The 15,502-nt window shown below is 69.2% G+C and carries 13 protein-coding genes and 1 pseudogene; 5 read left to right on the top strand and 9 right to left on the bottom strand.

What is annotated here, in order from left to right; genetic code table 11:
- Nucleotides 1-139 precede the first annotated feature (139 nt).
- Nucleotides 140-1,420: an ATP-dependent Clp protease ATP-binding subunit ClpX gene (gene clpX, locus AC30CM_RS02225; protein ID WP_490115188.1), complete on the top strand. Its 1,281-nt coding sequence runs from the start codon at nt 140-142 to the stop codon at nt 1,418-1,420.
- Between the two features lie 18 nt (nt 1,421-1,438).
- Here clpX and AC30CM_RS02220 read toward each other — a convergent pair whose 3' ends face one another.
- The 9 genes and pseudogenes from AC30CM_RS02220 to iolC form a co-directional block, all read right to left on the bottom strand.
- Nucleotides 1,439-3,310, bottom strand: a complete 1,872-nt coding sequence (locus AC30CM_RS02220; protein WP_490115187.1) for an FUSC family protein — start codon at nt 3,308-3,310, stop codon at nt 1,439-1,441.
- 39 nt (nt 3,311-3,349) lie between these two features.
- A complete protein-coding gene (gene fdhD, locus AC30CM_RS02215) occupies nt 3,350-4,174 on the bottom strand; it encodes a formate dehydrogenase accessory sulfurtransferase FdhD (protein WP_490115186.1) in 825 nt (274 codons plus the stop codon).
- Nucleotides 4,175-4,197: 23 nt separating this feature from the next.
- A complete protein-coding gene (locus AC30CM_RS02210) occupies nt 4,198-5,271 on the bottom strand; it encodes a YncE family protein (RefSeq protein WP_490115185.1) in 1,074 nt (357 codons plus the stop codon).
- Nucleotides 5,272-5,421: 150 nt separating this feature from the next.
- Nucleotides 5,422-6,453, bottom strand: coding sequence for a Gfo/Idh/MocA family protein (locus AC30CM_RS02205; protein WP_490115184.1), 1,032 nt, complete (start codon nt 6,451-6,453; stop codon nt 5,422-5,424).
- A 28-nt stretch (nt 6,454-6,481) separates the two neighbouring features.
- Nucleotides 6,482-6,589: pseudogene (locus AC30CM_RS02200) on the bottom strand (2-keto-myo-inositol dehydratase); the annotation flags it as partial.
- 2 nt (nt 6,590-6,591) lie between these two features.
- Entirely contained in the window at nt 6,592-8,553 is a 1,962-nt protein-coding gene (gene iolD, locus AC30CM_RS02195; protein WP_490115183.1) for a 3D-(3,5/4)-trihydroxycyclohexane-1,2-dione acylhydrolase (decyclizing), read from the bottom strand.
- Nucleotides 8,554-8,557: 4 nt separating this feature from the next.
- Nucleotides 8,558-9,427, bottom strand: coding sequence for a 5-deoxy-glucuronate isomerase (iolB, locus tag AC30CM_RS02190; protein WP_490115182.1), 870 nt, complete (start codon nt 9,425-9,427; stop codon nt 8,558-8,560).
- A 2-nt stretch (nt 9,428-9,429) separates the two neighbouring features.
- Nucleotides 9,430-10,305 (bottom strand): Cgl0159 family (beta/alpha)8-fold protein, encoded by an 876-nt coding sequence (locus tag AC30CM_RS02185; RefSeq protein ID WP_490115181.1) that lies wholly within the window; start codon nt 10,303-10,305, stop codon nt 9,430-9,432.
- Nucleotides 10,298-11,323 (bottom strand): 5-dehydro-2-deoxygluconokinase, encoded by a 1,026-nt coding sequence (gene iolC, locus AC30CM_RS02180; protein WP_490115180.1) that lies wholly within the window; start codon nt 11,321-11,323, stop codon nt 10,298-10,300. The genes AC30CM_RS02185 and iolC overlap by 8 nt, the downstream gene beginning before the upstream one ends.
- A gap of 174 nt (nt 11,324-11,497) precedes the next feature.
- On the opposite strand from iolC, the gene AC30CM_RS02175 reads away from it, so the two are divergent.
- The 4 genes from AC30CM_RS02175 (at nt 11,498) to AC30CM_RS02160 (ending at nt 15,422) form a co-directional block, all read left to right on the top strand.
- Nucleotides 11,498-12,241, top strand: a complete 744-nt coding sequence (locus AC30CM_RS02175; protein WP_490115179.1) for a GntR family transcriptional regulator — start codon at nt 11,498-11,500, stop codon at nt 12,239-12,241.
- Nucleotides 12,242-12,497: 256 nt separating this feature from the next.
- The gene (locus AC30CM_RS02170) at nt 12,498-13,517 is read left to right on the top strand and encodes a substrate-binding domain-containing protein (RefSeq protein WP_490115178.1); all 1,020 of its coding nucleotides are present in this window, start codon (nt 12,498-12,500) and stop codon (nt 13,515-13,517) included.
- Nucleotides 13,518-13,534: 17 nt separating this feature from the next.
- The gene (locus AC30CM_RS02165) at nt 13,535-14,593 is read left to right on the top strand and encodes an ABC transporter permease (protein ID WP_490115177.1); all 1,059 of its coding nucleotides are present in this window, start codon (nt 13,535-13,537) and stop codon (nt 14,591-14,593) included.
- A 4-nt stretch (nt 14,594-14,597) separates the two neighbouring features.
- Nucleotides 14,598-15,422 (top strand): ATP-binding cassette domain-containing protein, encoded by an 825-nt coding sequence (locus tag AC30CM_RS02160; RefSeq protein ID WP_490115176.1) that lies wholly within the window; start codon nt 14,598-14,600, stop codon nt 15,420-15,422.
- Nucleotides 15,423-15,502 lie beyond the last annotated feature (80 nt).

Below are 15,502 nucleotides of genomic sequence, written 5' to 3'. Positions count from 1 at the left end.
GCGACCGAATATCACCGAGGCGATTCGGCTTTATCGGTCGCACGGCGACCGAACAAGCGGGTACCGTCGGGTTTCACATCCGGCACCATCCGCGGACGACAGACATCGACGGCGATCGAGAAAGTAGGCCAGCAGGATTATGGCTCGCATTGGAGATGGCGGTGATCTGCTGAAGTGCTCGTTCTGCGGGAAAAGCCAGAAGCAGGTCAAGAAGCTCATTGCCGGTCCCGGCGTGTACATCTGTGACGAGTGCATAGACCTCTGCAACGAGATCATCGAGGAAGAACTCGCCGACGCCGACGAAGTCAAGCTCGACGAGCTGCCCAAGCCTGCGGAGATCCGGGAGTTCCTCGAGGGCTACGTGATCGGCCAGGACACGGCCAAGCGCACGTTGGCCGTCGCCGTGTACAACCACTACAAGCGCATCCAGGCCGGGGAGAAGTCGCGCGACTCGCGCGCCGAACCCGTCGAGCTGGCGAAGTCGAACATCCTGATGCTCGGCCCCACCGGGTGTGGCAAGACCTACCTGGCGCAGACGCTCGCCAAGATGCTCAACGTCCCGTTCGCCATCGCCGACGCCACCGCCTTGACCGAGGCGGGTTACGTCGGCGAGGACGTCGAGAACATTCTGCTCAAGCTGATCCAGGCGGCGGATTACGACGTCAAGCGCGCCGAGACCGGCATCATCTACATCGACGAGGTCGACAAGATCGCCCGCAAGAGCGAGAACCCGTCGATCACGCGCGACGTCTCCGGTGAGGGCGTGCAGCAGGCGCTGCTGAAGATCCTCGAGGGCACGCAGGCGTCGGTGCCCCCGCAGGGTGGACGCAAGCACCCGCATCAGGAATTCATCCAGATCGACACCACGAACGTGCTGTTCATCGTGGCGGGTGCGTTCGCCGGCCTGGAGAAGATCGTCTCCGACCGCGTGGGCAAGCGGGGTCTGGGCTTCGGCGCCGAGGTGCGATCCAAGGCCGAGATCGACACGCAGGACCACTTCGCCGACGTGATGCCGGAGGACCTGATCAAGTTCGGCTTGATTCCCGAGTTCATCGGGCGTCTGCCGATCGTGGCGTCGGTGACGAACCTGGACCGCGAGTCGCTGGTGCAGATCCTGTCGCAGCCCAAGAACGCCTTGGTCAAGCAGTACACCCGACTCTTCGAGATGGACGGGGTGGAGCTGGAGTTCACCGAGGAGGCCCTCGAGGCCGTCGCCGATCAGGCCATCCACCGGGGAACCGGTGCTCGCGGCCTGCGCGCGATCCTCGAAGAGGTGCTCAATCCGGTGATGTTCGACATCCCCAGCCGCGACGACGTCGCCAAGGTGGTCGTCACCAAGGAGACCGTCCTGGACAACGTGCTGCCGACCATCGTGCCGCGCAAGTCGCCGCGGTCCGAGCGGCGCGACAAGAGCGCCTGACGCCGCACCTCCGATCGACTACCGAACGGGCCCCGGATCTGAGGATCCGGGGCCCGTTCGGTTCATCGTGGGAATGAGCGCGCCCAGATCCTCGGAGATGAGGTCGCCGGCGCGAACCCGATCCGAGAGTCGTTGCAGCGCCGCGCAGTACGCGTCGGCGTCGACGTCGGCGAGGAGGTTGGGTGCGCCGTGCTCGGCGGCCCAGCAGCTGGACACGACGAGATAGGCGAGGCGTTCGGTGGCGATCACCGTCGCGGCCAGCGCATCCAGGGCAGCGCGTTGGCGCGGTGAACCGCTTCGCGCCGCATCGCGGGCGGCGGCCAACTCGATGACCGCTCGCTGCAGATCACGGCGCGCCGCGCGGGCGGGCAACGAGCCCGGCCGCCCGTCGGCGAGGTGCCGCGACGCCGCGACGACGCGGTCGAGCGTGTCGGCGACGGCGGACGTCACGCGCGTCGCCTCCTGGCGCGACGCCGACGCCAGGTACACCACCACGCCCACGGCGCAGCCGATCAGGGTGTCCAGCGCGCGGTCGATCACGATGGCTCCGACGTCGACGCGGTGCGCGGCCGTCGACACCGTCAGCGCGGCGCAGGTGATGAAGACGCTGGCCAGCGCATAGTTCCGTGTCACCAGCACCTCGATGACGAACTGCAATGCCCCCACCACCAGGGCGAGCCACCAGCCCTGCGGGTGCAGCACCAGGACGGCGGCGGCCAGGGCCAGCCCCAGCCAGGTGCCCACCAGTCGCTCGGCGCCGCGTCGCAGCGTGGCGGCACGGTCGACACCCATGTGCAGGACCAGCACGGCGGCCGCCATCGCCCAGTAGAGGTGGCCCGCCCCCGCCAGCGCGGCCGCGGCGCCGGCCAGGGGTGCGGCGATGCCGACGCGCAGCATGACGCGCCGCGTATGTGCACCCGCGCGCACCGCGTGGCGCAGCCGTTCCCGGGCGGTGGGCACTCCCAGGGGGGCACGGTCGCGGTCGCGGTGCGCGATCCGCGTGGGGTCGTCGGCGAGTCGGCCGAGGGCTCGCGCGGTGGCGGCGGTCCCGGCGGTCCCGGAGGTCCCGGAGATGTCGGAGGTCCCGGAGATGTCGGCGGTCCCGGAGATGTCGGAGGGCACGGCCTGACCGGCGGCCGCGGCCCGAAGCGCGGTCGCGAACAGCACGTGCAGCCCGTGCTGGGCGTCTCGCAGCCGATCGAGCGTGCCGCCCGGCGCTGCCGCCAGCGGTTGATACCCGATCAGGACGTCCCAGCCGCGGTACAGCGCCGCAGCGGCTTGGCCGCGGGCCACGACGTCGTCGGGCCGTTCGATCGCGGCGGCCACCGCGTCACCAGCGACCCGGACGGCCGCCTTCTCCGGCCCTCGCGGATCGACCAGTGCGCCGGCCATCTGGGTGAGCCACGCCAGCGCGGCGCCGGCGAGCACGAGCAGACCGATCTGCCACGGCGGCAGGCCAGACGCCGAGACCCCGACCCCGGCCGCACAGACGATGACGAAGATGTAGGCCCCGGGCGGACCGACCGCCAACGCCGAGCAGAGCCACACCGCGGCAACCGCGATGGCCGATACCGTGACCACCGCCAGCCAGGGCAGCGGTGCCACCCAGGCGCCGAGGGTGACGGCCCCGGCCATGGCCGCACCGATGATCGCGAGTTGCAGACCGCGGTTCAGATAGGGCCGGTCGCCTCCGAAGCGGCACGTGAACGCGCCCAGCGTCGCGATCAGGCCGGCACCCAGGTTCCCCGCCGCCCCGCCGACGAGGATGGGGATCACGGTGCTGATCGCGGCGCGCAGTCCGCTGGGCCACCGCCGCGGCGACGGCCGCATCCGGAACAGGCCGACCACCCGCGCGCCGACCGTGGTCTTGGCGGTCGCGTCGGCGGGCACGGGGTCACCCTAGCCGCCGGCGGCGTCCCCGGCCGAGCGTCAGCGACGCACGCGATCGGTTCTGGTGTAGACGTTCATGGACCGGCCGCGGAGGAACGCGACGAGGGTGAGGCCCGCCTGGCTGGCCAGGTCCACGGCCAGCGATGACGGCGCCGAGACGGCCGCCAGGATCGGGATGCCTGCCATCACCGCCTTCTGCGTCAGCTCGAAGGAGGCGCGGCCGCTGACCAGTAGCACGGTGCCGGTCAGCGGCACCCGTTCGTTCTCGACGGCCCACCCGACGACCTTGTCCACGGCGTTGTGCCTGCCGATGTCCTCGCGCGCGGCCACCAACGTGCCGTCGACGCCGAACAGCGCGGCGCCGTGCAGGCCCCCGGTGGCGGCGAAGACCTTCTGCGCGGCGCGCAGCCGGTCCGGCATGGCGGTGAGCGCCTCGGCGGTGACGACGGCGGGGTCGTCGCCGGGGGAGTGTCTGCTGACGGTGCGGACGGCGTCGATCGACGCCTTGCCGCACACGCCACACGACGACGTGGTGTAGAAGTTGCGGGTGACGTCGACGTCGGGCATGGGTACGCCGGGAGCGAGCGTCACGTCGAGCACGTTGTAGGTGTTCACGCCGTCGTCGGTGGCGCCCCGGCAGTAGGCGACGCGGGCGATGTCGTCGCGCTTGCCGATCACGCCCTCGGTGAGCAGGAACCCCTGGGCCAGTTCCACGTCGGATCCGGGGGTGCGCATCGTGACGGTGATGGCGGTGCCGTTGAGGCGGATCTCCAACGGTTCCTCGACGGCCAGCGTCTCGGCGCGTGTCGACGCGGTGTCCGCGGTGAGGTGGCTCGCCTTGCGGCGGGCGGTGACCCTACCCATGACGCCCAGCCTAGTTCGGGCGCTCAGGTGGGGTCGACGACCTGGACGACCCCGGCGGTGACGCCGGCGACGAACAGTCGCCCCGTCAGCGGATCGACCGCCACCGTGTAGGGGTTCTGCACGGTGGCCACGCGCTTGACCTCGCGGGGGGTGTCCTGCGCCATGTCGTAACCGATCACCTCGTTGGTTCCCGACGAGGCCACCCAGAGCAGGTCGCGCGTCGGGTCGTAGGTGATGCCGTACGGGCCGCCGACGTGCGCCACGTGAGCCAGTTCCCGCGGTTCGGTGCTGAAGACGCGGATCGCGTCGCCGCGGGTGTCGGTGGCGATCAGCCTGCCGTGGCGGTCGGCGACGAGGTGGGTCGGACCGTCTCCGGCGGGGACCGAACCGAGGATGGTCAGCGCGTCGGTGTCGTAGATCGTGAGGTCGTTCTTGCGGACGTCCAGCAGTCCCATCCGGTTGCCCGTCGCGGCGAGGCCTGCGGGTTGCACGCTGTCGGTGAACACCTTGACGATCTGGTCGCCGCGGACCACGGTGACCGTGCCGCCGTGCTCGTTGCCGACGAACACCGTCCCGTTGGGTGCCTCTGCGGCGTCGTGCGGGATGGTCCCGGTGATCAGTCGCGGTTCGGCGGAGCCCCGTGGGAGGTCGACGCGGACGAGCGCGTTCGCGCTCTCCACGGGGACGAGGACCGGGCCACCCGGCTTGGCCAACTGCAGATGGCGAACCGCCCCCGGCAGCGGCGTCCGGCCGGTGATCACGCCGGTGTCGGCGTTGATGAGGACCAGTTCGTCGGGATTGCGCTTGGCGACGGCCACCGTCCGGGTCCGTTCGTCGGCGACGATGCCCTCGGGAGCGTCGCCGACCGGAATCTGCATACCCGGGACGGGCCCCGAAGGCGCAGGAGCGCGGCGTGGTTCGGCGGGTGGCGGCAGGCCGTCCGCCGGGGGGCGGGTGCCTTCCGTCGGGACGCCGGGTGGCAGCAGGCCGGTCGTGGTGGCGGGTGCGGCGGCCGGTGGCGGAGCAGACTCCGGGGGCGCCGCGCTGCAGGCGGTCAGGACGGTCGCAACCGTCAGGCAGGACAGGAGCTTCGACATGCCCGCCGGGTACCCGTTCGGTCGGAGTCGACCCCAGAGCCGCCGCGTGGTCGACCATCGCCGCCGAGCGTGCGGTTGGTGACGTTTCGACTCGGAAGACGGGTCAGCAACCGTGGTTTCGACGTGACGAGCCGTACCTCGACGTGATGGTCACGCTCCCGGGATGGACGCTCGCTCGACCATCGTGACCTCGACCGGCCTGCCGCTGTCGAGCGACTCGACGCCGGCCGCGCACACCGCAGCCGCGGCGTAACCGTCCCAGGCCGTCGGGCCGTCGGTGTGGTCACCCGTGGCGGCGCCGGCGCGGACGGCGTGCACCCAGCGCTGGAACTCGGTGTCGTAGGCCTGCCCGAAGCGCTCCCGGAAGCCGGGCGTGATCTGCCCGCCGCGCACGCCGTTGCCGTACGAGCGGATCAGGCCCACGTCCAGACCGATCATGGCGCTGCCCTTCTCGGCGACGACCTCGGTGCGCACCTCGTAGGCGACGCCGGTGGTGACGAAGAGCTCGACGTCGACGTGCTTGCCCGACGCGGTCCGCATGATCGCGATCTGCGGATCGACCAGCCCCTCGGGGGCGCCGGGATTGGCTGCGGGCTTGATGATCTGGATGGAGGTGATCTCCTCGTCGAACAGGAACCGGGTGACGTCGACCTCGTGGACCAGCGAGTCCCGCACCACCATGGCGCTGTCGAACGACGGTGGCACGGCGGGGTTGCGGTGCGCGCAGTGCAGCACCAGGGCACGTCCGAGGTCACCGGAGTCCAGCAGCGCCTTGAGCCGGGTGTACTCGTGGTCGAAGCGGCGCATGAAGCCCACCTGGATCAGGCGTCTGCCCAATTCGGCCTCACGCTTGACCACGTGCAGCGAGGTGGTGGCGTCGGTGGTGAGCGGCTTCTCGCACAGCACTGGCTTGCCGTGCTCCAGGCACGCCAGCAACTGCTTCTCGTGTGTCGGGCCGGGGGTGGCCAGCACCACCGCGTCGACTCCCGGGTCGGCGATGGCGTCCAGCGGGTCGACGACGGCCCGGCACCCGTCGATGCCGGCGGCGATCTGCTCGGCCTTCTCGGTGACGAAGTCGTTGACGACGGCCACCTGGGCGCCGGAGATCTTGGTGTTCAGGCGGGCGACGTGGTCGGCGCCCATGATGCCGACGCCGAGGACGGCGACGCGGAGATCGGTCATGTCGTTCTCTCCCAAGGAAAAGTGGCCGCTAGGTGAATCGAACGGAGGGGACGCCACACGCGCCCAGGTATGTCTGGGTGCGCGTGGCGACGGGCAGGGGGGCGTCGACCGCGCAGGGGTACGTGTCCTGCTCGACGGCTAGCGATCCGATGGCCGGTCCGAGGGCTTGAGCAGGGCACGCTGAACCTTCTTCCAGTCCGCGTAGCGCTGATACGCGGACCGGGTGGATTCCAGCGTGGACTCCTGGCTGACCGGAACGTCCCACCAGGAGTGGCTGTCCGGCGCGTAGACGAGCGGATCGGTCTCCACGTGGATGACGGTGATGCGATCGGCGGCCTTGGCCACCTTGACCGCGTCGGCGAACTCGGCGGCGGTGGCGACCCTGATGACCTCGGCGCCCAGGCTTGCCGCGTTGGCGGCCAGATCCACGGGCAGCGTGGCGCCGTCGAGCCGGCCGTCGTCGCTGCGATACCGGTAGGCGGTGCCGAAGCGTTGAGACCCCAGCGACTCGGAAAGTCCACCGATGGAGGCGAATCCGTGATTCTGCACCAGGACCGGGATGATCTTGACACCCTCTTGGACGGCGGTCGCGATCTCGGTGGCCATCATCAGGTAGGAGCCGTCGCCCACCATGACGAACACGTCCCGGTCGGGGGCGGCCATGCGGACGCCGATGCCGCCGGCGATCTCGTATCCCATGCAGGAGAACCCGTACTCGACGTGATACCCCTTGCGGTCGCGGGTGCGCCACAGCTTGTGCAGGTCGCCCGGCATCGAGCCGGCCGCGCACACCACGACGTCGCGGGGGTCCGAGAGCGTGTTCACCAGCCCGATGACCTGGCTCTGGTTGAGCTGCGCGCCGTCCTCGGTGGCGTACGCCGCCGAGACGGTGTCCTCCCACTCGGTAGCGAGTTCTCGCACCCGAGAACGGTATTCGTCGGCGACGACGTAGTCGCCCAGTGCGGCACCGAGCGCCTCGACGGCCTCGCGGGCGTCGGCGACGACGCTGATGCCGCCCTGCTTGACCGAGTCCAGCGAGGCCACGTTGACGTTGACGAAACGCACGTCGGGGTCGTTGAACGCGGTGCGCGACGCGGAGGTGAAGTCGCTGTAGCGCGTGCCGATCCCGATGACGACGTCGGCGTCGGCCGCCAGCGCATTGGCGGCCGTGGTGCCGGTGGAACCGATGGCACCGACGCTCTGCGGGTGATCGAAGCGCAACGAGCCCTTGCCCGCCTGACTCTCGGCGACCGGAATCCCGGTCGCCGCCGCGAACGCCGCCAGGGCGTCTTCGGCGAACGCGTAGTGCACCCCGCCGCCGGCGACGATCAGCGGCCGCCGGGCCGCACGGATCACGTTTGCGGCCTTGGCGATCATCGAGCGTTCGGGCATGGGCCGCGCGACGTGCCACGTGCGTTCGGCGAACAGCGATTCCGGCCAGTCGTGCGCCTCGGCTTGCACGTCCTGCGGAATCGACACCGTCGCCGCGCCGGTCTCCACCGGATCGGTGAGCACGCGCATGGCACCGAGTAGCGCCGCGGGCAGTTGCTCGGGCCGCCAGACGCGGTCGAAGTAGCGCGACAGCGGCTTGAACGCGTCGTTGACCGTCACGTCACCCGATGACGGCAGCTCGAGTTCCTGGAGTACGGGCGATGACACGCGGGTGGCGAAGGTGTCCGACGGCAGCAGCAGCACCGGCAACCGGTTGATGGTCGCGAGCGCGGCGCCGGTCAGCATGTTGGTGGATCCGGGCCCCACGCTGGCGGTGACGGCCCACGTCTGCAGCCGGTCCCGTTGGCGGGCGTAGGCGACGGCGGTGTGCACCATGGCCTGTTCGTTGCGGCCGAGTACGTACTTCAGGGCGGGTTCGGTTCCGGCGCGCAAGGATTCGACCTCGTCCTGCAGCAGCGCCTGACCGATTCCCGCCACGTTGCCGTGACCGAAGATGCCGAGGGCCCCGGCGAAGAACTTCGTGCGCACGCCGTCGTGCTCCACGTACTGCTTGGCCAGGAACGCGACGGTGGCCTGGGCGACGGTGAGTCGGACGGTCGGTTCGGTGTCGACGAGCTTGTCCGTCGACTTCGGCGCGGTGGACACCATGGCTTCAGACTCCTCGGGTCTCGTGCAGCGGCAGCCGCGGATCGATCTGCTGGTGCTCCCAGCTCTCGCGCAGCCACGTGTGGTCGGGGTCGTCGCAGATCAGCCAGGCCCGCGTGGGTCCGGAACCGGCCATGACGTTGAGGTAGTACATGTGGTGGCCGGGTGCGGCGATGGAGGGGCCGTGGTAGCCGTGGGGCACCAGCACGACGTCGCCGCTGCGCACCTCCTCGAGCACCTCGATCGGGCGCTGCGGCGTGCCGTAGACGCGGTGGTAGCCGAATCCCGGTGTGCCGGTCGGGCCGTCGTCGATCTCGAAGTAGTAGATCTCCTCGAGTTGGGTCTCGACGTCGCTGTTCTCGTCGTGTTTGTGCGCGGGGTAGCTCGACCAGTTGCCGCCGGGGGTGATCACCTCGCACGCGATCAGTGAGTCGGCCTCGAAGGCGGTCGCCGTGCCGAAGTTGTGCACCTGCCGGCTGCAGTTGCCCGCGCCGCGCAGTTCGATCGGGACGTCGGCGGCGGCCACCCGACGGTTGGGATACGCACTGGCGGCCCGCGCGCCGCAGATCGCGAACCGGCCGTGGCCGGACAGCACGTAGTCCTGCTCGATGCCGAGGTAGACCATGTCCGAGGGGCCGTCGAACACCGATCCCCTGGGCTCGAGGACCAGGGTCTGATCGCCGCACGCGACGCTGCCGCCCCCGGCCAGCGGCAGGATCATCACCTCGGTCGGCCCGGTGGTCGCCTCGAACGACCCGGAATCACCGAGTTCGACGACCCGCAGCGAGGATTCCGACCACCCCGCCGACTCCGGCGTGACGTCGACGGTCAAGGGCGGCGTCGCGCTGCGCGCCGGTACGTACCACGTCGAGTTCATGCTCACCTCACCATCGCGACGGCAGTGGACACGGCACCGGCGACGTCGTCGTCGGGTGGGTAGAGCAGGGTGCGCCCGACGATCAACCCGCGCACGGCCGGCAGCGCCAGGGCCTTCTCCCAGCTGGCGAAGGCCTCGTCGGGATCGGCGGGATCACCGCCGAGCAGCAGCGTCGGCAGCGTCGTCGCCTCCATCACGCGGTCCATCTCGTCGACGACGGGCAGCTTCATCCAGGTGTAGGCAGACGTGGAGCCGAGGCCCTGGCCGATGTGGATCGACTTGATCACCGCGTCGGGGGACAGGTCGTTGCGCACCTTGCCGTCGACGCGCCGGGACATGAACGGTTCGACCATCGCGATGAGCCCGTGGGCGGCGAGGTCGTCGACGGCCTGCGCACACGCGCTCGTGGTCGCCACGGTGCCGGGGTCGTCGAGTGCGATGCGGCACAGCATCTTTCCGCCGTTCATCTTGGCGGCGGCGGTCGACGCGGCGGTGGCGCCCGTCATCCGGTCGTCGAACTCGAACGCCGATCCGGCCAGGCCGCCACGGTTGAACGAGGAGAACACCACCTTGTCCTCCAGAGCGCCCAGTAGCACCAGATCGTCGAGGATGTCGGCCGTCGCCAGCACGCCGTCGACGCCGGGGTCGGCGAGCGCCGCGCGCAGCCGGTCCAGCAGGTCGGCGCGGCTGTTCATCGCCGTGGGGCGCGAGCCGACCGCGAGTGCGCCCCGGGCGGGATGGTCGGCGGCGACGATCATGAGCTGTCCGTCGCCCTGGACGGTGGGCCTGCCTGCGCGCTCGGCCCAGGCGCGGGCCACGGCACCGGGATCGGTGGCGCGCACCGTGGTCAGCGACGCGTAATCGGTGATGCTAGACATTGACGGCCTCCTCGGCGGTCTTCTCCGCGAGTTCGGCGACCTCGGCCGCGTGCGGCATGGCCGTCGAGCACTCCAACCGGGATGCCACGATGGCACCCGCGGCGTTGGCGTACCGCAGCGTCTTCTCCAGGGGCCAGCCGTGCAGTAGACCGTGGATCAGACTGCCGCCGAACGCATCTCCGGCGCCCAGCCCGTTGACCACGTCGACCTCGTTGGGCGGCACGGTGACCGAGCTGTGGCGGGTCTTGCCCAGCACCCCGCGCGGGCCCTGCTTGACGATCGCCAGTTCGACGCCCAGGTCCAGCAGCGCGTCGGCGGCGCGGTGCGGATTGGTCTCTCCGACCGCGATCTCGCACTCCTCGCGGTTGCCGACGGCGACCGTGACGTGGTGCAGGGCGCGCTGGATCTGCTCGGTGGCCGCGGCCGGGGTGGCCCAGAACATCGGCCGGTAGTCGAGGTCGAGCACGGTCAAGGGCGTACGGCCGGTGGCGCCCGATCGAGCCTCCCAGGCGGCGAAGTGTGCGCTGCGGCTGGGCTCCTCGGACAGTCCGGTGACCGTGGACCAGTACAACCGAGCGGACCGGACCGCGTCGAGGTCGACGTCGTCGGCGGTGACCTGAAGGTCGGGTGCCGACGGCTTGCGGTAGAAGTACAGCGGGAAGTGGTCCGGCGGGAAGATCTCGCAAAACGTCACGGGCGTGGGGTATTCGGCGTGGGTGCTGACGAACCGGTTGTCCACGCCGAGGCGCGCCAGCTCGTGGCGCACGTAGGTGCCGAACGGGTCGTTGCCCACGCCGGAGATCAGCGCGGTGCGGTTGCCGAGCCGGGCCGCGGCGACGGCCACGTTGGCCGCGCTGCCGCCGAGGAACTTGCCGAAGGTCTCGACGTCCTCGAGTCCCACCCCGGTCTGCAAGGGGTAGACGTCGACGCCGCTGCGTCCGATGGCGACGACGTCGAACGGTTGCTCGCGGTCATGGGTTGCGGAATCGTCGATGGGTGACGAGTCGTCGTAGGTCATGGTGGCTCCCAGAAGATGGTCGGGCCGTTGCCGATCCCGTTGCCGTTGCCGATGGTGTGGAGGTCCGAAGACGACTGTGCCTCGCGTCACTCGGTGCTGTCAATAGTTTGTCCTGACATTCTGACTTTCGGTCAAGCGATGTTAGGCTTCGGCTCACCTGACCAGGTCTTGCAGATGGGAGGCGACGTGCCCCTGACGGTCGAACTCGACAGGTCGAGCCCGGTGCCGCTGTATTACCAACTGGCACAGGCGATCGAGGCTGCCATCCGCAGTGGCGAACTGGCGCCCGGTGACCGATTCGAGAACGAACTCGCGCTCGCGAGCCGGCTGACGCTGTCGCGGCCGACGACGCGCCGCGCCATCCAGGAGCTGGTCGACAAGGGTCTGCTGGTGCGCAAGCGCGGCGTCGGCACCCAGGTGGTGCAGAACCCCGTGCACCGCAGAGTCGAGCTGACGAGCCTCTTCGACGATCTCGCGCGCGCCGGGCAGGAACCCACGACGCGCCTGCTGGACTACTCGACGGGCGTCGCCGACGACGACGTCGCCGCCGAGCTGAATCTGAACGCCGATCGGGAGATCGTCACCATCCAGCGGCTGCGGTGCGCCAACGGCGAACCGCTGGCGGTGATGACCAACCACCTCCCTGCGGAGCTGGCTCCCGACGCGGCGGAGCTGGAGGCCAGCGGTCTGTACCAGGCCCTGCGCTCCCGTGGCGTGCACATCCGGCTGGCCCGGCAGCGCATCGGGGCCAAGCCGGCCGACAAGACCGAGGCCGGCTTGCTCGACGAGAAGGTGGGCGCCCCGTTGCTCACCATGACCCGCACGGCCTTCGACGACTCGGGCAAGGCCGTCGAGTTCGGAAGTCACTGCTATCGGGCCTCGCGCTACTACTTCGAGACCACCCTCGTCGACCGCTGAGCCGGCGGCCGGGGGCCGGCTGCGCGCCGGTGTCTGTCCGAAAGTGGTTGTCCGGCAGGTCGTTTGGCCTGGTGTCTCCTGGCCTCGTCGAGGCTCGCGTGCCGTCGCCGTATTTGATATGCAGTCCTAATGTCCGAACAAAGTCTTGACTTTCGGATGTGAGCCGTATTACATCAGGACACAGGCGTGATGCTCGGCACCGGCCTACGGGGTCGGCTCCGCACCACGGTGATCCGAGGACAAGGAGAAACACTCTATGAGCACGTGCGCGAAGAACGATCGGCGCAAGGGGTTCACGCGGCTCGCGGCGCTCGCCGGAGCGGGAGTGCTGGCGGTGGCCGTGGTGTCGTGCTCGTCGACCGGGGGCAAGCCCGAGACGTCCGCCGGCGGTGGGGGCGGCGGTACCGTCGACACCCCGCGCATGACCGTCGCGATGATCACCCACGAGGTGCCCGGCGACTCCTTCTGGGATCTCATCCGCAAGGGCGCCGAGGCGGCCGCCAAGAAGGACAACATCGAGCTGCGGTACTCCAACGACCCGGAGGCCCCCGCGCAGGCCAATCTGGTGCAGAGCGCGATCGACAGCGGCGTCGACGGCATCGCCGTCACGCTCGCCAAGCCCGACGCCATGGCGCCCGCGGTGAAGGCGGCCCTCGACAAGGGCATCCCCGTGGTGGCCTTCAACTCCGGCTACGACAACTGGAAGGCCATGGGCGTCCAGGAGTACTTCGGCCAGGACGAGAAGCTGGCCGGGGTCGCGGCCGGTGAGAAGCTCAACGCCGACGGCGCCAAGAAGGTCATCTGCGTCATCCAGGAGCAGGGTCAGGTGGCGCTCGAAACCCGCTGTGCCGGTGTCAAGGAAGGCTTCAAGGGCCAGACCGAGATCCTGAACGTCAACAGCAAGGACATGCCCTCGGTCGAGGCGACCATCACCGCCAAGCTGCAGCAAGACCCGACCGTCGACCACGTGGTCGCCCTGGGTGCGCCGATCGCGCTCACCGCCGTCAAGTCCGCGGGTAACGCGGGCAGCAGTGCCAAGATCGTCACGTTCGACACCAACGCCGCCCTCGTCGACGCCATCAAGGGCGGCCAGGTGCAGTGGGCGGTCGATCAGCAGCCCTACCTGCAGGGCTACCTCGCCATCGACGGACTGTGGCTGTACCTGAACAACAAGAACCTCATCGGTGGTGGCGAGGCCACGTTGACCGGCCCGTCGTTCATCGACCAGTCCAACATCGACGCCATCGCAGATCTGGCCAAGGCCGGAACCCGCTAGGGACCAGGAGCCCACTCATGACTACCCAGGAAGCCTTGGACGTCTCGAAGCACGAGGTGGTGCGTGACGAACGCGTCAAGGAACGCAATCGCCTGCAACGCTTGATCCTTCGGCCCGAGATCGGCGCCACCATCGGCGCCATCGGCATCTTCGTGCTGTTCTCGGTCGTGGCCGACCCGTTCCTGCAGGCGTCGTCGATCGCCACGATCCTCTACGCCAGCTCCACCATCGGCATCATGGCGTGCGGCGTGTCGCTGCTGATGATCGGCGGGGAGTTCGACCTGTCCGCGGGCGTCGCGGTGACCTTCAGTTCGCTGGCGGCCTCCATGCTGGCCTACAACCTGCACCTGAACCTCTGGGTCGGTGCCGCGCTGGCGCTCGTCCTGGCGCTCGGCGTGGGATTCCTCAACGGATTCCTGGTGATGAAGACCAAGATCCCCAGCTTCCTGATCACGTTGAGCACGTTCTTCATGCTCGCGGGCATCAACCTCGCGGTCACCAAACTCCTTGCCGGGCAGGTGGCCACGCAGAGCGTGAGCAACATGGAGGGTTGGGCCTCGGCGCAGAAGGTGTTCTCGTCGACCTTCACGGTCTTCGGCGCGGGCATCCGCGTGACGGTGCTGTGGTGGATCGTGTTCACCCTCATCGCCACCTACGTGCTGTTCCGCACCAAGATCGGCAACTGGATCTTCGCCGTCGGCGGCGACGCCGACAGTGCCCGCGCCGTCGGCGTCCCGGTGACGAAGGTCAAGATCGGTCTGTTCATGTTCGTCGGGTTCTGCGGCTGGTTCGTGGGCATGCACCTGCTGTTCGCGTTCGACACCGTGCAGTCCGGCCAGGGCATCGGCAACGAGTTCTTCTACATCATCGCCGCCGTCATCGGTGGCTGCCTGCTCACCGGCGGCTACGGCACCGCCATCGGGGCCGCCGTCGGCGCCTTCATCTTCGGCATGACCAACCAGGGAATCGTCTACGCCGGCTGGGATCCCGACTGGTTCAAGTTCTTCCTGGGCGCGATGCTGCTGTTCGCGGTGGTCGCCAACAACGCCTTCCGTAACTACGCCGCGAAGAGGTGACCCGATGACCACGACCGTCGATCACGCAACCCACGAGGCCCCGTCCGACGGCACCAAGGTGCCGCTCGTCGAACTCAAGAACGTCGGCAAGACCTACGGCAACATCACCGCCCTGAAGGACATCTGTCTGCGGGTGCACGCCGGCGAGGTCACCGGGATCCTCGGTGACAACGGTGCGGGCAAGTCGACCCTGATCAAGATCATCGCCGGCCTGCACCAGCAGACCGACGGCGAGTTGCTCGTCGACGGCGAACCCACCCGGTTCGCGTCACCCGCCGACGCGCTCGGCAAGGGCATCGCCACGGTGTACCAGAACCTGGCCGTCGTCCCGCTGATGCCGGTGTGGCGCAACTTCTTCCTCGGCCAGGAGCTGCGCAGGAAGACGTTCCCGTTCTCCCTCGACGCCAACGCGATGCGAGCCACCACGCTCACCGAACTGTCGAAGATGGGCATCGATCTGCCCGACGTCGACGCGCCCATCGGATCGCTGTCCGGCGGTCAGCGGCAGTGCGTGGCGATCGCCCGCGCGGTGTTCTTCGGCGCCCGCGTGCTGATCCTCGACGAGCCGACGGCCGCGCTCGGCGTCAAACAGTCGGGGGTGGTGCTGAAGTACATCACCGCCGCCAAGGAAGCCGGGTTCGGCGTCGTCTTCATCACGCACAATCCGCATCACGCCCACATGGTGGGTGATCACTTCGTGCTGCTGAACCGCGGGCGCCAGAAGCTCGACTGCAGCTACGACGAGATCACGCTCGAGCACCTCACGCAGCAGATGGCCGGCGGCGACGAGTTGGAGGCCCTGTCCCACGAGCTGCGCGGCTCGAAGTAGCGTCCCTCGACGTCGGCGCGGTGGCGAAGGCCACCGCGCCGACGTCGCACTCGGGTCCCGAGGTTGACGCTCGGGTCCGA

Source organism: Mycobacterium sp. DHQP2018-32-09, assembly GCF_058148405.1.
This window is presented reverse-complemented; position numbering and strand designations above follow the sequence as displayed.